The organism is Binatus soli (SeqCode), assembly GCF_050015535.1.
Lineage (GTDB): Bacteria > Desulfobacterota > Binatia > Binatales > Binataceae > Binatus > Binatus soli.
The window spans coordinates 173,007-192,078 of sequence record NZ_JBEKBF010000006.1 but is presented as its reverse complement, the minus strand read 5'-3'; the positions used below and the strand labels follow the sequence as shown (position 1 = coordinate 192,078).

21 protein-coding genes and 1 tRNA gene are annotated in these 19,072 nt (G+C 59.6%); 17 read left to right on the top strand and 5 right to left on the bottom strand.

Going from position 1 to position 19,072, the window contains the following annotated elements:
* The 4 genes from ABR989_RS06680 to ABR989_RS06665 form a co-directional block, all read right to left on the bottom strand.
* Positions 1-333: hypothetical protein (locus tag ABR989_RS06680; RefSeq protein ID WP_428126805.1), on the bottom strand; the 333-nt coding region annotated here is incomplete at its 3' end.
* Positions 334-349: 16 nt separating this feature from the next.
* Positions 350-766, bottom strand: coding sequence for a PD-(D/E)XK nuclease superfamily protein (locus ABR989_RS06675; protein ID WP_428126802.1), 417 nt, complete (start codon positions 764-766; stop codon positions 350-352).
* Positions 767-770: 4 nt separating this feature from the next.
* A complete protein-coding gene (locus ABR989_RS06670) occupies positions 771-1,580 on the bottom strand; it encodes a DNA adenine methylase (RefSeq protein ID WP_428126800.1) in 810 nt (269 codons plus the stop codon).
* Positions 1,581-1,825: 245 nt separating this feature from the next.
* The gene (locus ABR989_RS06665; RefSeq protein ID WP_428126797.1) at positions 1,826-2,869 is read right to left on the bottom strand and encodes a sigma-54 interaction domain-containing protein; all 1,044 of its coding nucleotides are present in this window, start codon (positions 2,867-2,869) and stop codon (positions 1,826-1,828) included.
* A gap of 605 nt (positions 2,870-3,474) precedes the next feature.
* Between ABR989_RS06665 and ABR989_RS06660 the strand changes: the two genes are divergently transcribed.
* The 4 genes from ABR989_RS06660 to ABR989_RS06645 all read left to right on the top strand — a co-directional run bounded on the left by ABR989_RS06660 (position 3,475) and on the right by ABR989_RS06645 (position 5,408).
* The gene (locus ABR989_RS06660) at positions 3,475-3,822 is read left to right on the top strand and encodes a helix-turn-helix domain-containing protein (RefSeq protein ID WP_428126795.1); all 348 of its coding nucleotides are present in this window, start codon (positions 3,475-3,477) and stop codon (positions 3,820-3,822) included.
* 35 nt (positions 3,823-3,857) lie between these two features.
* Positions 3,858-4,049, top strand: a complete 192-nt coding sequence (locus ABR989_RS06655) for a helix-turn-helix domain-containing protein (RefSeq protein WP_428126793.1) — start codon at positions 3,858-3,860, stop codon at positions 4,047-4,049.
* Positions 4,050-4,056: 7 nt separating this feature from the next.
* Complete coding sequence (locus tag ABR989_RS06650) at positions 4,057-5,310, top strand: tyrosine-type recombinase/integrase (protein WP_428126791.1); 1,254 nt, start codon at positions 4,057-4,059, stop codon at positions 5,308-5,310.
* Positions 5,311-5,331: 21 nt separating this feature from the next.
* Positions 5,332-5,408, top strand: a tRNA-Arg gene (locus ABR989_RS06645).
* A 203-nt stretch (positions 5,409-5,611) separates the two neighbouring features.
* On the opposite strand, the gene ABR989_RS06640 is transcribed toward ABR989_RS06645, so the two are convergent.
* Positions 5,612-6,862 (bottom strand): thiolase family protein, encoded by a 1,251-nt coding sequence (locus tag ABR989_RS06640; RefSeq protein ID WP_428126789.1) that lies wholly within the window; start codon positions 6,860-6,862, stop codon positions 5,612-5,614.
* 193 nt (positions 6,863-7,055) lie between these two features.
* On the opposite strand from ABR989_RS06640, the gene ABR989_RS06635 reads away from it, so the two are divergent.
* From ABR989_RS06635 to ABR989_RS06575, 13 genes are all read left to right on the top strand, one after another.
* A complete protein-coding gene (locus ABR989_RS06635) occupies positions 7,056-8,426 on the top strand; it encodes an MmgE/PrpD family protein (protein ID WP_428126788.1) in 1,371 nt (456 codons plus the stop codon).
* A gap of 304 nt (positions 8,427-8,730) precedes the next feature.
* A complete protein-coding gene (locus tag ABR989_RS06630) occupies positions 8,731-9,465 on the top strand; it encodes a cytochrome c oxidase subunit II (RefSeq protein WP_428126786.1) in 735 nt (244 codons plus the stop codon).
* Between the two features lie 3 nt (positions 9,466-9,468).
* Positions 9,469-11,187, top strand: coding sequence for a cytochrome c oxidase subunit I (locus ABR989_RS06625; RefSeq protein WP_428126784.1), 1,719 nt, complete (start codon positions 9,469-9,471; stop codon positions 11,185-11,187).
* Positions 11,188-11,197: 10 nt separating this feature from the next.
* The gene (locus ABR989_RS06620) at positions 11,198-11,812 is read left to right on the top strand and encodes a cytochrome c oxidase subunit 3 (RefSeq protein WP_428126782.1); all 615 of its coding nucleotides are present in this window, start codon (positions 11,198-11,200) and stop codon (positions 11,810-11,812) included.
* A gap of 9 nt (positions 11,813-11,821) precedes the next feature.
* Positions 11,822-12,103 carry a cytochrome C oxidase subunit IV family protein gene (locus tag ABR989_RS06615; RefSeq protein WP_428126780.1) on the top strand — a complete coding sequence of 94 codons (282 nt, stop codon included), beginning with the start codon at positions 11,822-11,824 and terminating at the stop codon, positions 12,101-12,103.
* Positions 12,104-12,119: 16 nt separating this feature from the next.
* On the top strand, positions 12,120-12,755 hold the full coding sequence (locus ABR989_RS06610) for a cytochrome c oxidase subunit 3 (protein WP_428126778.1): 636 nt from the start codon (positions 12,120-12,122) through the stop codon (positions 12,753-12,755).
* 320 nt (positions 12,756-13,075) lie between these two features.
* Complete coding sequence (locus ABR989_RS06605) at positions 13,076-13,468, top strand: cupredoxin domain-containing protein (protein WP_428126777.1); 393 nt, start codon at positions 13,076-13,078, stop codon at positions 13,466-13,468.
* A gap of 91 nt (positions 13,469-13,559) precedes the next feature.
* Positions 13,560-15,173: a hypothetical protein gene (locus tag ABR989_RS06600; protein WP_428126776.1), complete on the top strand. Its 1,614-nt coding sequence runs from the start codon at positions 13,560-13,562 to the stop codon at positions 15,171-15,173.
* A gap of 19 nt (positions 15,174-15,192) precedes the next feature.
* Positions 15,193-15,492, top strand: coding sequence for a hypothetical protein (locus ABR989_RS06595; protein WP_428126774.1), 300 nt, complete (start codon positions 15,193-15,195; stop codon positions 15,490-15,492).
* A 136-nt stretch (positions 15,493-15,628) separates the two neighbouring features.
* Positions 15,629-16,297 (top strand): NAD-binding protein, encoded by a 669-nt coding sequence (locus tag ABR989_RS06590; protein WP_428126771.1) that lies wholly within the window; start codon positions 15,629-15,631, stop codon positions 16,295-16,297.
* A 124-nt stretch (positions 16,298-16,421) separates the two neighbouring features.
* Positions 16,422-17,561 carry an NAD(P)/FAD-dependent oxidoreductase gene (locus ABR989_RS06585; protein ID WP_428126769.1) on the top strand — a complete coding sequence of 380 codons (1,140 nt, stop codon included), beginning with the start codon at positions 16,422-16,424 and terminating at the stop codon, positions 17,559-17,561.
* A 50-nt stretch (positions 17,562-17,611) separates the two neighbouring features.
* A complete protein-coding gene (locus ABR989_RS06580) occupies positions 17,612-18,367 on the top strand; it encodes a MerR family transcriptional regulator (RefSeq protein ID WP_428126767.1) in 756 nt (251 codons plus the stop codon).
* A complete protein-coding gene (locus ABR989_RS06575) occupies positions 18,364-19,053 on the top strand; it encodes a ubiquinone/menaquinone biosynthesis methyltransferase (protein ID WP_428126764.1) in 690 nt (229 codons plus the stop codon). The genes ABR989_RS06580 and ABR989_RS06575 overlap by 4 nt, the downstream gene beginning before the upstream one ends.
* Positions 19,054-19,072: the final 19 nt, after the last annotated feature.

Here is a 19,072-nt window from a genome sequence, read left to right as displayed (position 1 = left end):
GGCAGCAGACCCTCGACCAACGTCGCCGGCTGCACTACTCAACTGCAGCCTCAACCTCAACCCAGATGGGCCAGATCCTCTCTTAAATCGATTGCTGACTTGTCCAAAAGGTTCTGACGACGTACAGCTCACTCGAAACGAGTTGCCTCCAGCTGGAACGAAAAATCGTTTGTATTGCTTAGACCAGTAGGTTGAAAACGAGGCACCCTGCCAAGTTGTCACACTTTCGAGTTCACCCTTGGTGAACGGCTCTTGCGATTTGAAATGGTCAGCAAGGAACTCGAAAACCTTCCGTTGGTTCTCCGTCTTCTTTTCGTCGGATTTTGGCGGCATCCCCTTTCACCTCTCTTCACACCTTTCCCATATTCGCCCTCCCAATGGAAGCTTCCAAAGTCAAGACTTCTACTTTGCCGGAGAGCTTCAGATAGTCGTCCAATCCCCCGGCGACGTAAAAATCCCGGAGTTTCCAGCCATCGCCTCCAAGCACAACAAGGGCGCGTTGATATTCGCCACTTCTTAGGGCGTCCTCCAAGCAAATTATCTCAAACGGAACCTTCTGCTCGGCGGTCCCTGACACCTGTTGCCACTTCACAGAAATGAGCAGTTTTTGGCCACCTTTTTCTGCCACAATGTCGACGAAGTGTGTCCCGCCGCCTAGCCTCGTTCCGTTTCGGACCTGTGCGTGACAGGAGTAGCCGCCCCGCTCTAGGGCGGGCAGCATCATCTTCTCCAGTACGGCTCCGGTGCCAGTATCGCGGTGGGCCATATGACTATAGATTTCTAATGGCTAAGACTTCCTCAGCAGGTGTCCGGTCGCCAGTGCAATTGATAAGGCGAGGTGCTTTTAGCACGACAACCTCGAATCCCAACTCCTTATATAGGTTCCGGATTCGGTCTGTAGCCTGATTGGAGAGCACGACTGGGCCATTGTGCCGAGCAAGCCACTTGGCCAATCTCAGCTGGTCGTCCCAGCCGAAGTTCTCCTTGGAGTATTGTGTAAACTCAACGTCGTATGGCGGATCGGCATAAATAAAGTCATCGGTCTGTAGCTCAAGGCTCGCGAAATCTCCGCACCGAAACTCCCAAGCAGCAAAGGCCGACACATACTCGGTGAAGTCTCTTTTATAGTTGAGATTCTTATACCGGCCAAACGGGACGTTGAATTCGCCCTTGCGATTGAAGCGGCACAGACCGTTGTAGCAGGTGCGATTCAAATAATAGAAAAGACTGGCTGCTTCTTTGCTGTCTGCTTTGCCTTGGCTGATGAGCTGATTGAAACGCAGCCTACGCGTGTAGAAGTAGGTCTCGTCGTTTTGCATTCTGAGTGAGATGCGGAGACCCTTCTTGAGCCAGCGGTAGAAATTTATCGCGTGTGGATTGATGTCGTTTATCAGCGCGCGTTTGGGATTCAGGCCGAGCGAGATCGCCAGCCCGCCGCACAGCGGTTCGACGAATCGTCGGGATTGATGCGGCTTCCACAACCGTGCGAGGTACGGAACCAGCCAACGCTTCCCGCCCGCCCATTTTAGAGGGGGCTTCGGAGCCTCCCTGGGCACCATCAACTCCGCAACAACTGCCATTGGTCTGATACCTTATAGGAAGTTACCAGAGCGCGCTCAAACTGATTTCGCTCGTTTATCCAGAGGGGGCGGGGATCTGCCGGCTGGCGTAATCGTCCGCCCCTTCCGCTATTCCTGCGCTGTTTCCCGCATCAGCCCCAGCGCGACGCGTTCGGTCCGCCTTTCCGCCCCCGGAGTTCGACCTGCCGGCCCAACTTTTCTCCGGAAAAATGCATCGCCGCACGATGTGCGGTGTGATGCCGCCGTCAGGTTAGGCCGTTTCGGCCATTGCGGGGCGGGCGGCCGTTGGAATGGCCGTTCGTTTCGTACGCTTTGTAGCGATCAGGTTGCTTGTATAGGGTTCGCCGCCCGACACCAAGAATTTCTGCGGCCCGGGACTTGTTCCCACCGGCAAATGAAATCGTCCGGGCAATCAACTCGCTTTCGACCTCTTCCAACGTGGAGCCAAGTCGAACCATGAAGCCGAGTTCCGACCCCGGTTGAGAGGCGAGAGTTGTCGATAAATCACCAACCGACAGCATCGGCGCCTTGGACACGATGACGGCGCGCTCGATCGTGTTGCGCAACTCGCGAACGTTGCCCGGCCAGTGATGGGCATTGAGGGCGTCCAGGCAATCAGAAGCGATCCCCTGAACCGCCTTGCGATGCTCCAGGTTAAATGCGCGGATGAACTCTTCGGCCAGTAACGGCACATCATCGAGCCGGTCGCGCAGCGGCGGGAGTTCAATCGGAAACACGCACAACCGGTAGTACAAATCTGCGCGTAGCCGACCCTCGCGGATAGCGCGCTCAAGCGGACGATTGGAGGCGGCCAGAATCCGCACATCAACCGCAACCTCCCCAGAGCCCCCAAGCCGCGAAATCTTCTTATCTTCGAGAACGCGGAGCAGTTTGGCCTGCATCTCCGGCCGCATCTCGGTGATCTCGTCGAGCAGAAGGGTTCCGCCGTTCGCACGTTCGAAACAGCCTTCGCGACGGCGATCCGCACCCGTGAAGGCGCCGCGCTCGTGGCCAAACAGTTCGCTTTCGATCAGGGTCTCAGGAACGGCCGCGCAATTGATGGCGACGTAGGGCCGCCTATGGCGCGGCGATTTGTCGTGGATTGCACGTGCGGCCAGCTCCTTCCCCGTACCGCTCTCGCCAGTAATGATCACCGGCGCGCTCGTGGGAGCGGCTTCTTCAATCAGGCGTATGGCCCGGCGTATCGCTAGCGACCGACCAACCAATGTTCGCTCGCGAGTCTCTAAAAATCGAACCCCACCTCCGCCGCACAGCCGAGGCGTACACATAGTAGGGTTGTGGATAACCTGTCAACAGGTCGCTTCTTTTTACCCCGCTGTTAACAAAACCTTAATGACCCTTGCGGAAGGACGTTCTCGCGTGGCTCTGCCCTGTTCGCCTAATCTCAAGCGCCGAACCAAGAAGGGCGATTGCTCGCTGGCGAGACCAAGCGAGGCGGTGACTCGCGCCTCGACCGCACGCGGCTAAATAATTTTCTCATCATCGATGCCTACGAACTCGCAATCGCTCCGCCAGGCGGCGGGAATTCGTGTACGGACCACCGAGCGCAGATTGTGCCGATTTTGCACACCTGATCGGTGAAATCGGCGAATCGGCTAAGCTTCTCGGGCGCTTTTCGCCAAGTGTGCAGAAATTGCACAGGCACACTTTCTCTTCCGCCAAATGATCGCCAAATCTCTCTGTGCGACGGCGTGTCCACAACCGGATCGCGGCTAGTCGGTCGGCGTTCAGGCCAGATCGAGGAACGGCACCGCCGTTGCTCAACAGAACATCGGATGAGTGTGGGGTTGCGGGGATCTTTCGATGCTGGGGGTCTTCTATGTCGTACCAACCGCCGCACCCAGTCACGCCGCGGGCACCCCTGTCGTCCGCAATGATCGACGAGCTTGTCTCCGATCCATCACGCGCAAAAGGTCTGGTTCTCGAATCCGTTCCAGAACTCTTGACCCAGGTCGCGTCGCGCGTCGCCGCGCTCAAGACGCTCGAAGGCGCGCTACTCTCCCTGATGCTGAGCCAGCGTATCGCGGCTCGAAGCTTCAGCAACGCGAGTGCACTGTTGGCTGCGCCCGAACTCGCCAAGCTTTTCGGCGTCCCGGAATCGTGGGTCAGAGAACAGGCTCGCCTCGGCAATCTGCCTTCCTTCAAACTCGGTCACTACGTTCGGTTCAGAATCGAAGAAGTAGAGCGCTTTCTGACAGAGCGCGCTAACCAAGCCGCTTGACTTTTCTTCGGTTCGACTATACGCTCCGTATAGTCATGACCGGTGTGGATATTCGTGCGCTCAGGGGAAAATTGGGCTGGACTCAGATGGCCTTGGCCGAGGCCGTGGGAGTAACCTCGAACACCGTGGCTCGCTGGGAGCGCGGCGAAATGGCGATCTCCGAACCAGCCTCCAGACTGCTCCAGAAAATCGCCGCCGAAGAAAAGTCGCGGACTGGGAAGAGGTGAGGGCACTATGGCTTTGATCAAGCGGTATCACCAAGCGGAATGTGTGGGCGGAGATTGCGATTGTCCCTGGCGGCTCGACTACCGGCCGCAAGGACTCGCGGGACCTCGGAAGCGGATTGAGTTCCCGACCAAGAAGGCAGCCGAAAAACATCTCGCGACAACGGCACACAAAGTTGCGCGCGGCGAGTACATCTCGCCCGAGAAAATTCCCACGTTCGCGAAGGCCGGCGAGGAATGGTTACGCGATAAGGCCGATCGCCATCCAGCAACCGTGCAAGGATGGCGCGTTCATCTCAAACACCTGGCCAAGCTCGACAACCTTCGGCTCGATCGGATTGACGTAGCCGCGGTCGAGCGCGTGCGCGATGAACTGCGCGCGAACTTGGGCGCCAAAACGATAAGCGCGGTCTTGACCACCTGCGCCGCAGTATTCAAACTCGCACAACGCCGCGGTTGGGCCGCCAACAATCCGGCGGCAATCGCGGAGCGGCCGCGCAGGGCGGTTGCGGAATTAACTGTCGCCGACCAAACCGACGAGAGCGAGAAGGGATTGCGTGCCGTCCGGCCCGACGAGGTCTTGAGCGTCGACGAGATCAAGAAGCTGCTCGATCACGCAGCGCCCGGCCTTTATCGGACTCTATTTGCGACCGTCGCGGCAACGGGCATGCGGCCGGAGGAAGTGTACGCCCTGAAGTGGACCGACGTTTTACTCGACGCCGCTCGAATTTCCGTCCGACGCTCGCTTTCGTGGTCACGCGGGTTGGAGGAGAAGGGTCGAGTGCGGCCGAAATTTTACGAGCCTAAGACGCGTTCCGGCTATCGCACGCTGCCGCTGCCAGCGGCACTGGTCGCCATGTTGAAGATCTGGAAATTGCAGAGCCCGCACTCCGAACACGACCTCGTCTTTTGTCGGCTCGACGGCCAACCGCTGCATCGATCGAACGTTTTGCGGCAGGGCCTCTATCCGGCTCTAGGTCGGGCGGAGCTCCGGAGCGCCAACGTCAAGACCTTGCGGCACTCATATGCGAGCGGACTCATCGCCGCTGGCGCGCCCATCACGGAGGTGCAACACCGGCTCGGGCATTCGAACCCGGCGGTCACGCTCAAGGTTTACTCGCATTGGTTTAAGGATGCTGACACCGGCGCGATCGATCGGTTCGCTAAAGGCTTCTTGGGGAAGTCGAAAAAAAGTGGGCAAAAAGTGGGCACTGAATCTGCCCGTCAGCGCCGACCAAAATCGGTGAAGCTCGTAACCGTTTAATATAACAGCGAATTTTCCGGTGCCCCCTTAGCTCAGATGGATAGAGCACAGGATTCCTAATCCTGGGGCCGTGGGTTCGAATCCCTCAGGGGGCACCATCTCCGTCCCGCGCACCTCGATGCGCACACAAATCGACGTGGGAGGTCAGGTCACGGACCGCGGGCGATGGATCGAGTTCAAGGATGGGAAGTACCGTTTCGCCGCGCCGTGGTTCATTTCGTCCGCGGCCGCTGAATTTTCAGAACACAGATCGACCCGGAGATTGGGTCAATCATTTGGACAGCGTATATTTTTGCGGAGCTCAGATCCCGAGAACGTGAATCGACACCGCCGCCGCTTCGGCGCGAACCATGCCTCCTCCATTCTCGGTAAGGCCGACCTTCGGATTCGAGACTTGGCGCTTTCCGGCCTCGCCGCGGAGCTGCCAGAAGATTTCGCAGATTTGCGCCACTCCCGTCGCGCCAACCGGATGACCTTTCGCGAGCAGCCCGCCTGACGTATTCACCGGCATGCGGCCGGAAATTTCGGTGACGCCCTCGTCAATCATCTTCCCGCCCTCGCCGGGCTTGCACAGGCCGAGTTCCTCGTAGGTCATCAACTCGGCCGGCGCCGACGCATCATGCAGTTCGATCACGCTGAGATCTTCGGGTCCGACACCCGCCTTCTCGTAGGCCTGCTTCGCGACGCGGGGCACCACGCCTGGCTGGTCGGCGCCATGATCACTTCCCGACGACAACAGCGAAGCGAGAACCTTGACCGGCTTGTTGGTATAACGATGGGCGACCGATGAAGCGCACAGAATAGCCGCTGCGGCGCCGTCGCCGATGGGCGAACACATCAGCCGCGTGAGCGGATCAGCCACCATCGGAGAGCTCAAAATGTCCTCCAGGCTGTAAACCTCTTGATATTGCGCGTGCGGATTCAGACTGCCGTTGCGATGGTTCTTGACCGCGATGCGTCCGAACTGCTCGCGGGTGGTGCCGTAGCGCATCATGTGCGCGCGGGCGCCCGCCGCGTAAAAGTCCATGAACATCGAGCGCGATTCTCCCGCGCCCCCCGCCTTCTTGGGCGCCTCGCCGCGAGCTTCGCGCTCGGCCTGGAGCCGGGCCTGTTGCGCGTTCATGTCTGCGAGCAACTGCTGCACCAATTCCACATCGACGGCCCCGCTGAATCCCGCGAACGTACGTTTCTTATCCGCGTGGTAAAGCTTCTCCATGCCCAGCGCGAGCACCACGTCGTACATGCCCGAGGCGACATACAGGTGCGCGAGATGAAACGCGGTCGAGGAGCTGGCGCAGGCATTCTCGCAGTTGACGATCGGGATGCCGCCGATGCCCATCTCGCGCAGCACGACTTGTCCGCGGATACATTCCTGGCCGGTGATGAGGCCCGCCGCCGCGTTTCCGACGACCGCAGCCTCGATCTGCTTTTGCTCCAGCCCGGCGCTCGAAAGCGCGCCGTTTACCGCATCTCGCGCGAGAACCTTCATACTGGTGTCGAGGTACTTTCCGAACTTCACCATCCCGGCGCCGACTATCGAAACTTCGCGCATCTGACCGATCTCCTTGTTGATGGGCGGGCTATGCTCGCTCGCTTGGCGTGGACGATAACCCACCCTTGCGGCAATGGGCAAGCCGTGCATCGCGGAGGTGCGCATCCGCCGTGAACACCCCGCGAAAATGTGTGGTAGATTTCGCACCCATGAAAGGGTCCAACGCCTGGGTGATTCGACGGAGCTTGGCCGCATGAGTACTTCAGAAACGCCGGAACATTTCGCTTTCGCTGCCACACTCGATTTGGTCCGCGCGGTTCGCGCCATGCGATGGGACCAGGCGCCGGAGGATGCGCGCGAGGTCGCACGCCACTGCATCCTCGATTTCCTCGGCGTCGCAGTTGCCGGATCGCGCGAACCGCTGACGGAGATCCTCATCAATGAGATCGTCAAGCCTGAAGGATCGTCCGAAGCCGGACTCATCGGGAGCAAGCAGCGCGCGTCGCGGCTGTCGGCGGCGCTGGTAAATGGAGCGGCGGCCCATGCGCTGGATTTCGATGACACTCACACGGCGATGGGCGGTCATCCGTCGGTCCCGGTGATACCTGCGGTGCTCGCGCTGGCGGACAGCGCCGGATTGAGCGGGCGCGAGGTGCTCGAAGCGCTGCTCATCGGCATCGAACTGGAGTGCCGGCTGGGCGCATTGATCGGCGCACAGCATTACGCGATCGGATTTCACTCCACCGGGACCGTTGGAACTTTCGGCGCCGCTGCCGCATGCGCGCATATGCTGCGGCTGGACGAGGATGGATGGCTGCGCGCACTCGGGCTTGCGGGTACGCAAGCTGCGGGGCTCAAGTCGGGTTTCGGAACGATGGCGAAGCCGCTGCATGCGGGGCGCGCCGCATCCAATGGACTGTTCAGCGCACTCGCCGCGCGCGGCGGCTACACTTCCAATCCCGAAATCATCGAGACCGCGCAGGGATTCGCCGTTACGCACGCCGGCGCAAAACCGTCGCGCGAAGTGCTCGATCGATTCGCTGGACGCTTCCTGATTCGCGAGACGCTCTTCAAGTACCACGCCTCATGCTATCTCACGCACGCGCCGATTAATGCGGCTGAGCAGATTCGCGCCGAGAATCGCGTCGATCCGAAATCCATCGATGAAGTGGAGGTGCGCGTTCATCCTGCGCTTTTCGGCGTCTGCAATATCCAGGAGCCGAAGACCGGCCTCGAAGCGAAATTCAGCTTGCGCGCGACGACCGCGATGGCGCTGCTCGGGGAAGATACCAGCAATCTCGAGACTTTCACCGATGCGAAGGTGACCGAAGAGCGCGTGGTGTCCTTGCGCAATCGGATCCGTATCGTGCGCGACGAAAAGACTCCATCCACGCACGCGACGGTCGTCGTCAAAAGCAACGGACGGATTTTTCAGGCCGAATCGGACTCGGGCCAGCCGGCATCCGACCTGGTTGCGCAACGGGAGAATCTGACGCGCAAATTCATGGCGCTGACCGCTCCGATTCTCGGCCGCCGCAATGCCGATGCGTTGGCAAGTGCCGCCCTCAATGCGGATCAACTCGCTTCTGCTTCACAGCTGATCGATCTGACGCAGGCCTCATAGGCTGACGACCTGCCGCGATCGCGTCGAAGTCTTGGCTCCAGTCCTTCCTCGGACGATTTGCGGGTGTAGATCGCGCAGCGTCGAATCGGTGCGCCCATAGCCGAGACCGGCATTTACGAAGATCCGCGGCAATATTTAGGTACGTTTGACGGCAATGTTAAGCACGTTTGACATTTATTTTGAGAATCGCTAATAGAGCGGACGGAACCAGAAGGTGAGGTTTGACCCGATCAAACCAAGAGTGCTCAGGGTTCGGAGTGGCCCCTGTCAAACCACAGAGCATGTCGCGGCTTGAATAAGCATTATGATCTTAAGCTGGCTTCCTCAGGACGTTTCCACCTTCGGTCCGAGCATCGACTCGGTGCTCAAGCTGATCATTTATGTGGTCGGCACGGCATTCGTCTTGGCCGAGGGTACACTTTTGGCGTTCGTCATCTTGTACCGTCGCCGAGAGGGCGGACGGGCGGCCTTTGTGCCAGGCGAGTCGCTGCGCCAGTTGGCATGGGTGCTGATCCCAGTCGTAATCGTCGCCTTCCTTGATGTGGCGATCGATGTTCGGGCAAAGCCGGTCTGGGATCTGGTCAAGGAACAAAGTCCTACCCCGGCATTGACCGTAAAGTTGGAAGCGCTCCAGTTCGGGTGGGAATTCACTTATCCGGGCCCCGACGGCAAGTTCGGCACGCCCAACGACTTGGTCCAAACTACGTTTTTAACGGTTCCCGCGGGCCAGGTGATTCGCTTGCTCATGACGTCGAAGGACGTGATCCACAGTTTCTACGTGCCGCAGTTGCGGCTTAGGCAGGACATCATTCCCGGCCGGGAAATCCCCGCATGGTTCGAGGTAACGCAGCCCGGCAAATATGAAATCGCATGCTCCCAGCTTTGCGGGAACTCGCACTTCGCGATGAAAGGTATCCTGCGAGTTCTCACGCCCGAGGAGTATCAGCAGTGGGTTAGCCAGCACTGGCCCAAATCCGGCGCTGGAGCAGGCAAGAGCGCATCAAGTGCGCGATCGTCCGCAAGCGGAACGAAGGGATAGGCCATGGCCGAGACCAAGCCCCAGTCGGCGCCGTCCACCGATGCTCACGAGAAGATGGGCTTTTGGCGCCAATACATATTTTCTGTCGACCACAAGGTCATCGGCAAGCAGTACCTGTTCCTGGGCTTGTTCATGGGGTATGTGGGCGTGTTCTTGTCGTACGTCTTTCGCTGGCAGCTTGCCTGGCCCGGCACTGCGGTGCCCATTTGGGGAAAGGTGACGGCGCCACAGTATTACGAACTCGTCACGATGCACGGAACCATTATGGTCTTCTTCGTGGCGATGCCGGTCCTGCTCGGCGCGTTCGGCAATTTCCTTATCCCGCTGATGGTCGGGGCGCGCGACATGGCCTTTCCGCGGCTCAACATGGCCTCGTTCTGGACCATTCTCGTGGGCTCGGTCCTCCTGCTTATTTCGTTTTTCGTGCCCGGCGGCGCGTCGCACGCGGGCTGGACGAACTACGTTCCATTGTCCGATGCGTCGAAGTACCTGCCAGGAAATTACTGGGGCGGAAACCTTTGGCTGATCGCCTTGGCAATCGACTTCGCTTCGGTGCTGATGGGCGGCATCAATTTCCTCACCACGGCGATCGCGATGCGCGCGCCGGGGATGACCATCTGGCGAATGCCGCTGTTCGTTTGGCAGGAACTGGTGGCGAGCGTGTTGTTCATGCTGAGCGTCGGACCGCTCATCGCCGGCGTGGTGATGCTGCTGTTCGATCGGATGGTGGGTACGGGCTTCTTCCTGCCGGAAAAGGGCGCCGACCCTCTGCTTTGGCAGCACCTGTTCTGGTTCTTCGGCCATCCGGAAGTGTACGTAGTGGCGATGCCTGGCCTCGGAATTGTGCAGGAGATTCTTCCGGTATTCGCCCGCAAGTCAATTTTCGGTTATCGCATGATCGTATGGGCCGTGATTGTGGCCGGCATCCTCAGCTTTACGGTTTGGGCTCACCATATGTTCGTAAGCGGGATGAATCCGGTGTTGGCGGAGCCGTTCAGCGCGACCACGATTGCGATCTCCATTCCATTCGCGGTGATGCTGTTTGCCATGATCGCGACGCTCTGGCGCGGCCAGATCACGTTCTCAACGCCGATGCTGTTCGCGCTGGGCGCGCTGGCAAATTTCCTGCTCGGCGGCGTAACCGGCATTCCGCTGGGGACGAATGCCTCCGATATCTACCTGCATGACACCTATTTTGTGATCGCGCATTTCCACAACACCCTCGTGCCGACGGCCGTCATAGCGGGATTTGGCGGAATCTACTATTGGTTCCCGAAGATGTTCGGCCGAATGATGAATGAGACCTTGGGTAAGCTGCACTTCGTCTTCACTTGGGTCGGCTTCAACATGGTATTTGTTCCGCTCTTCCTGATCGGCTTGGGCGGCGGACAGCGCCGAATCTATATGTCGTCCGTTTACACCTTCTACAAACCGCTCCAGCCGCTGCACGTAATTGCGACCATCGGCCTGCTTGTCATAATCGTCGGGCAGATCCCGTTCCTGCTGAACTTTTTCCTGAGCATGTTCCGCGGCGCGAAGGCTCCTGCCAATCCGTGGCATGCCAACACGCTTGAATGGGCCACCGATTCGCCGCCGCCGCACGAGAACTTCCACACCATACCGACGGTCGTGCGCGGGCCATACGAGTACAGCGTCCCGGGAATGGAACAGGATTGGGCGCCGCAAGCGGCAGCGGTGGACGCTGGCGCCGCCCAGGGTTGAGCGAAAGCTTATGGCGAACTCGGCAGTCGAAATCGGGATCGCACATGCTCCGCACGAGGTGCCGACCAGTTTTGAGCTCGGCAAGCTTGGAATGTGGGTGTTCTTGGCCGGCGAAACAATGGTCTTCGGCGGGCTCATGGGCGTCTTTATTCTGGAGGGGATCTCCCATGGCGGATGGGGATCTGATGGCGCGCACGTCAACTGGCGCCTCGGGGCAATCAACACGTTCATTCTGTTCACGAGCAGCCTGACGGCTGCGCTCGCGCAGGGCGCCGCCCGCGTCCAGGATTCGCCTCGCGCGAAGCGCTACTTGAGCGCCACTGCGCTTCTCGGTGTGCTCTTTCTCGTAATCAAGGCCTTCGAATACGCCGGCGATTTTCGCGACGGTTTCACTCCCCTCGCCGCTCTTTTCTGGAGCTTCTACTATGTGATGACTGGGCTGCACGTGCTTCATCTGCTCGCCGGGATTGTGGTCATCTTCGGATTGATGTTCATGGTGACCCCCCGCACTCCGGCCGGTTGGTTGGAGCGCAAGCTCAAATACGTTTGCCTGTATTGGTATTTCGTCGAGGTGGTTTGGGTTTTCCTTTTTGCTTTGGTGTATCTGGCGCCCACCGCCGGATAGGTGACGACGATGGAACAAACCGAATTCCGTGCTTCGGACTCGCTGAAGACTTGGGGACTGCTGGTTGTCCTGTTGCTGGTTGGCGCCTTGGCGGTGGCGCTGGGCCTGCCGCGAAGCCTGGCGCTGTGGGTCATATTTGCCGCGGCTGCCGCACAGGCCTACGTCATTGGACGCTACTACATGCGCCTGCGATCGGAAGACGTGCTGATCTACACCTTGGCGCTGCTTCCGGTGGTGACGGTGATTGTGCTCGCGTTCGTGCTTATACCCGACATCGCGATGCATCGATAGGATAAGGAGTCAGAGTTTGGCTGCGGTAACTCCGCTTCGTCCGGTTTCTGGTCTTAAGCGCGCCACCGCATTAGGCGGCGGCGGTTCAGCTCCGGCCGCGACGCCAAAGGCCGCCGATCCGACGCTCGGCGTGTTGATATTCATAGGCTCCGAGGTGATGCTCTTCGCGGGCCTGATCAGCGCATTTCTCGTCTCGAGCGCGTCGGCGCCATTTTGGCCCCCTGCGAACCAGCCCCGGCTTCCGGTCGCGATCACGGGACTCAACACCGGCCTTCTCGTGTTGAGCGGGTTTACGATGTGGACAGTGGTGCGCTCACTGCGTCAGCACGACAAGACAGGTGCCATGCGCTGGATGGGAGCAACAATTGTGCTCGGCGCTTTATTCCTTGCCATCCAGGGGAGCGAGTGGGCAGGCCTCATTCGCTTCGGGCTGACTATGACATCGAGTCTGTACGGCGCAATGTTCTATCTGATCGTTGGCGCCCACGCGCTTCATCTCGCCGTGGCGGTCGCTGTTCTGTTGTTCGTGGCTACTCGGGTCTGGCGAGGGCGATACGAAGTGGACTTCCGCGGCGTCGTTGCGTGTTCAGTGTATTGGTCATTCGTAGTAATTCTGTGGCCCATAATTTATGCGCTGGTTTACTTCAGTTAAATTCGCCGCCTTCGCGATTTCGGCGGTCCTCGTCTGCGCGCCTGCAGCCTATGCGTGCCCGCTATGCTTTGCGTCGTCGTCGCCGGGAGTCTTGCACGCTTATCTGGTGAGCGCCTTTTTCATGATAGCTCTCGCTTGGGGAGTGATCGGTGGAATAACTCTATACGCGTTCCGCGTCTATTCCGAAAAATTGGAACAAGGAGATACGAGCACGCATTTGCAAGCGACGCGCTCGAATAAGAGTCCAAATGCGCCTTTCGAGTGACAAAGAGCGATAACACAAATAGTGACCGGATGCGCTGGAGGGAAATGTAAGGATTATGAAAAAGATGAAGCTGCTCGGCGGGGGTTTGCTCGTCATCGGTGCGTTGACGCTGGGTGTCACGATGCCGGCGTTCGCGGCGCAAACCGTGGAGGTAAAGATGTTCGACACACCGGCGAAATTCGTTCCCGACCCGGTGAAGGTCAAAGTCGGCGATACAATAAAGTGGGTGAACAAGGGCGACACCATCCATACTGCAACCTCCGATCCGTCCCAGGCGCCTGACAAAAGCTGGGCATCGGTGCCGGCCGGAGCGGAGACATGGGACTCTGGTTATCTGAACTCGGGGGAGGACTTCAGCTACACGTTCAAGGTCCCCGGGGTTTACAAGTACTTCTGCACGACCCACGTAAAGGAAGGAATGAAGGGCGAAATCGACGTCGAGAAATAGCCTGCATTCGCTCGTCGGCGAGTTCGCTGTAGAGAGGCAGCCCCTGGTTGGCTGCTTACCGTCTGCGACGCTTTCTGAGGGAGGAGACAAAATGCGACGCGCACATCAACTACTGATCGCGGGAACCTTCGCTTCAATCGCATTGACCGTGCTGACGCCAGGAAGCACGCGCGCGGATGAATCGTCTGTCTCGAAGCCAGGCTCGTCGGGCGATCCCGCCGAGGCAAAGCCTGGCTCCTACGATCGGCTGCTCCGCGAACTCCAGGCGGAGCGCCAGCATATGAGGGAGGTGGAGCGCAGGCATGAGGAAGAGGAGGCAGCGGAGCGCAAGCGTATTGAGGCACTGGAAAAGGAGGTCAGCGCCATCAACAGCGCGAACCTGCAGCTCCAGCAAGCCCAGACCACTCTGCAGACTAGCAACGTTCAAACTGAGAAACAGGTCGGCCAGATTCAGAAAACCGTATCTTCCGAGCTTGGGCCCTTCAATTTTGGCGATCGCATAAATTCCTTTCTCGGCCAGCATACCTTCACGATGGTCGGAGACGCCTCCGTCGGGTACTACTACGATCATAAGGGGGGCGTGAACGACCCGGTACTGGAATTCGAAATCAACCCGATGATTCGGCTTGCCGACTGGATCCAGTTTTACGGTGCTATCGGCGCAGTAGCCAGCCCTGGCGGAATTTCCACTGTTGGTCCGACCCTTGCCAACCTGCAGATCTTTCCGCTTGGACAGGAAGCTCCGCTGGAGCTGGTCGCTGGACTATTCGACATGCCTTTCGGCGACTTTTACGAGAACCAGGGCCCGCCCTGGGTTAATCCCTTCGTAACGGCGCCGCTGATGTACGGTGCTGAAGCCATCCTGCCGCCGGCCTCGCTGGGATTGCAGGCTCGCGGTGGGATTCAGTGGGGTGGCCTCGGGCAGGACGTTGACTATACGGTCTGGGCTGACTCGGGGCCGAGTTTCGAATCGTCGCCCGGTGTGAATGCGATCCCCGCGCCGGTAATCGGCGAACGCCTGAACCCGCTCACCGGAACTAACATAGCCACCAACGGTAAGGGTTTTGGCGCACGCTTCAGGCTGTTCCCAGTGCCGATCAGTGAGGATCTTGGACGGCTTGAACTGATGGCGACAACCTACAACGGCAAGTGGCTGGACTCGCTCTGGTACAATTCCTGGGGAGTGGGCTACGCCTATCGCCTCGGACCTTTCCGCACTCGAGGCGAGTGGGGGCAGACCTACCGTCAAATGCAGTCTCTCACAGGTGCGGCTGCGTATCCTGGCTGCTGCGGACATGAGAACCGCCAGGGGTGGTATGCGATGGCGGGTTATTTTCTTTATGGAATCCCTCATCCTTATCTGGGTGACTGGCTGGAGCCGAGGTTCAATAAGATTGAATTCCTGGTGCGCTACTCGGGCGTGAATCAGCGCGGCATCCTCGCCAACGACATCACGAATGTGCCGGTCCAGGGCTTCAACGGATCGCCGTCAGTCTTCAGCCCGCATGCGCGCGAAGTCGCACTGGGGCTTGACTACTGGCTTGCGCCCTCGATTGTCTGGCAGACCGAGGTTGACTTGGAGCTTCCGAGCAGAGGCGGGACGCTCTACAACTTCGCAGGCACGTCCACCCTTCCGACTGCGAGCAGCATCGGCGGTACGACGAACGATGTCGCGGCGATGACCCAACTCACTGTTGGGTTCTGACCTACAAGGGGCGACGACAATGAAATCACTTGTTGCTAGAGTCGCAATAATTTCAGTCGTGATGCTGGGCGCTGCCATGAGTGCGCACGCTGCCAACCTCATGGGCCCGACTCCGGAACAGCAAAAGCGGCATCTTGAGTTATTCCATGAGGGACAGGCGTTGTGGCCAATTTATTGCAACCACTGTCACAACGCTCGAAATCCCGCCGAGTTCGCTCCTTACCAGTGGGATCAAATCATCATGCATATGCGCACGGTGGAGAACCTGCCGCCAGAGGACGCGGCTGCAATCCTCGAGTACCTGAAGACGGCGCGTTGACGGCGTATCGCCCGCTCGCCCTTCTCGATGAGTAGGAGGCCCTATTCGAAGGCAGTTCACCCGTATCTGCATTCTCTTTCTCCGGCGGCTGTCGCTACCGCTCGCGCTGCTTGCGATCTTTGCCGCGTTGTGCGTCTTGGTTTATGGGGAACTCGAGGGGCTGGCTTGGCAGGATGCGCTTTTCTGGATCATCCACCCTTACTCAATAGATTACCGCACGGTACAAAACGCGACCAAGTTTTTCTCCTTGTTCGTGTACATCGGCGTGTTTGCTTTTCAGATCTGGATTGCCGAGCGGGTTCTTGTGACGATTTTTAGCCAACAAGGAAGGGAGGGCTGGAAATTAATGATCAACGAAGCCAGCATCGCAGGACTCCGAGATCACTTCATCGTATGTGGATATGGCCAGGTCGGCCGGACCGTCGTCGATCAGCTCACTCGACTTAACATTCCCTTCGTAATTATTGAGACAAACGAAGGAATCTGTCGAGAGCTCCTAAAGGAAGGACTGTTTGTCTTGCTAGGCGATGCCAAGCGGCACGATGTCTTGAAAATGGCGGGCATCGCCCGCGCTCGCGGTATCTGCATCGTCATAGATAACGACGCTGACAACCTGTACATTACTGTCACGGCTAGGTCGCTCAATCCGAACGTAAAGATCATCACCCGGGCCGGCCAGCAGCGTTACGCAGAGGCGATACGGACCTCCGGCGCTGATGAGGTGATCATACCGGAATACGAGGGCGGCCTGATGGCAGGGAGAATGATCGAAAAGTTCTATCCCATCCACAGAAAGCTCGACTAAGAGTTTCAATTCCCAAACCGCACTTGAAGCTGCCATGCGTCAACCTAGCCTCCATCTGGCGCCTTGTTGTGCCTGCCGAAAGCGTCATCCTGAATGAGATTTTCGGCAGGCTGTAAGCGTATCAATGCCAAACACCAGCGAATTTGACGTGGTCATCATCGGAGGGGGCATCGCTGGCGCCTCGCTCGCCTACTTTCTGACCGAGCGCGGAGTGACCAACCTTGCGCTCCTGGAGCGAGAGAGCCAGCACGGCTATCACTCCACCGGCCGCAGCGCCGCAAGCCTCGTCGAGTTTGATCCGATCCCCGCGGTGCAGCGCCTCAAAGCAATGGGCGGCGAATTCCTGCGAAATCCTCCGGCCGGCTTCGCCGACAATCCCCTGCTGATTCCGACCCCGGTGATGATCCTGTTTCGAGGCCCCTACTTGCGCGAGTTCGACCGCGCAGTGGTCGGACTGGCGCAGCGCGACCGCGTGGCGTTCGAGTCGCTAAGTTGCGCGGAAGCGAAGGCTCGTGTGCCCGCCCTCCTCCTCGACGAACCGGAGCGCGCGCTGATGCTTACCGCCTGCGGCCGCATCGACGTACACGAACTTCTGACCAGCTATCTCCGTCACGCGCGCCGCCGCGGCGCAATCGTTCGCACCGGGAGCGAAGCGCGCGCGATAGTGGTTGAAAACGGTCGCTGCTGCGCGGTCGTGACCGACGCGGAAACACTTCGCGCGCGATGCGTTGTCAACGCAGCCGGCGCGTGGGCCGGCCCGGTCGCGAGCCTCGCGGGTGCGATGCCGATACGGCTCGAACCCCGGCGCCGCACCATCGTCACCTTTGCTGCTGCGCCCGGCCTCGACGTGAGCGGATGGCCGTTCGTCATCAGCGAAAGCGATCAGCTCTACTTCGCGCCCGAGTCGGGCGGGTTGATGCTGAGCCCGATGGATCAGGAACCTGTCCCTCCCTGCGACGCTCAGCCTGACGACGAGGTTATTGCCTCCGCGCTTGAGCGTCTGCGCGCGCTCGCGCCCGCGATTGTGCCGCGTACTTTGAAGCGCAAATGGGCTGGGCTTCGCACCTTTTCACCCGACTCGGTACCCGTAGTTGGTGCGGATCCTCGCGTGTCGGGATTTTTCTGGCTTGCGGGTCAGGCTGGCTTCGGAATCGAGAGCAGTCCCGCCATTGGCCAAATCGCCGCCGACCTGATCGTTCGCGGCGCGACCGACAGATTCGACGCGTCCGTTCTGGCGCCCGCGCGTTTCAGCGCCGGCGGATGACCAAAACTGTCTCTTGACTCCGTGAGCAATTACTCTAAGAGTAAATGCTCATGAAGTCATACAGCCTGCCGGAACTGGTAAGCGCTTCCGCCTTGCCGGTGGATACCATCCGCTACTATCAGAGCCTCGGCCTGCTCGACGGTCCACTGCATCGCGGCCGCACCGCGGTCTATAACGATTCACACCTCAAGCGGCTGCGGCTGATCCGCTCGATGTCCGCCCGCGGACTTCCGCTCAAGGTGGTCAAGACCCTCATCAGCAGCCCGAAAAAGGATGTCGTCGATCGAGCGCTGGTCGCCGCAGTCAAGGAGAAGGCCGGCGAGGCGCGTTACACCAGCGCCCAATTCGCGGATCGGCTCGGGATTCCAAAGGGACTGCTCGATCTGGTGGACAGCTCCGAACTGCGCGAGGCAGTCGCCGGCGAAACCGGGGACAACCTTTATTCCGACGTTGACCTCGAGGCCGCGCGCGGTGTCATGCGTTTGCTCGAATACGGCCTGCCCATCACGCGCCTGCTGGAGGTCGCCGTCAAGCACCATCGTGCGACCGGCCAGACGGTGGACGAGGCAATCGATCTTTTCAACGCGTATGTCCGTGGCCGGCGAAGGGACGGTGACGGCGTCGAGGCGGTCGCCGACGCGTTTCGCGAGATGCTGCCGATCGTAGTCTCTCTCGTCGCGCAACACTTCCATCGCTTGTTGGTTGGACGCGCGCTGGCGCGGATCGAGCAAAGCGGCGACAAGAAGGCTTTTCGGGTCGCGCAGCGCACGGCTGGAGAAGTCAGGCTTCGGCTCGCGCAGCGATGAATACACCCGAAGCGAGCGCCAAGGCGGCTGTTGTCAAGGCGATGTTCGACCGGATTGCGCCGCGCTACGACTTGATGAATCGCCTCATGACGCTGGGCATGGACCGGCGCTGGCGAAGGGACGCGGTCGAGGCGCTGGCGCTGGCGCGGGGTTCTCGCGCGCTCGATTTGGCCTGTGGCAGCGGGGATTTCTGTGCCGATCTCGCACGGATTGGCGTCCGCGTCGTGGGCCTGGATTTCTCGGGCGAGATGCTGCGCGTGGCGCGAGTGAAACGCCGATCCGCGTGTTCCACCTTGATCCGCGCCGACGCACTCCGCCTCCCGCTGCGCGCCGGATCTTTCGACGCGGTCGTGTCGGGCTTTTCGCTGCGAAATTTCGCGAATTTGGAAGACCCGTTTCGCGAATGTTTCCGCATCCTGAAGACCGGCGGAAAGATCGCGCTGCTCGAAGTGGACACGCCCGCCTCGCCCATCCTCCGCACCGGGCATCGCATCTACTTTCACAAGCTCGTGCCGCTGGTGGGCCGGCTCGTCGATCGCGACGCATACGCCTGGCTGCCGTCGTCTGTGAGTTACCTGCCCGACGAGGCGCGCCTGATGGCGATGCTGACCGATGCGGGGTTTCGCGATCTCAAAAAGCGCCGCCTCCTCGGCGGCGCCGTGCAGCTCATCACCGGACACCGCTAATCGCCGGGAAATTGTGTGG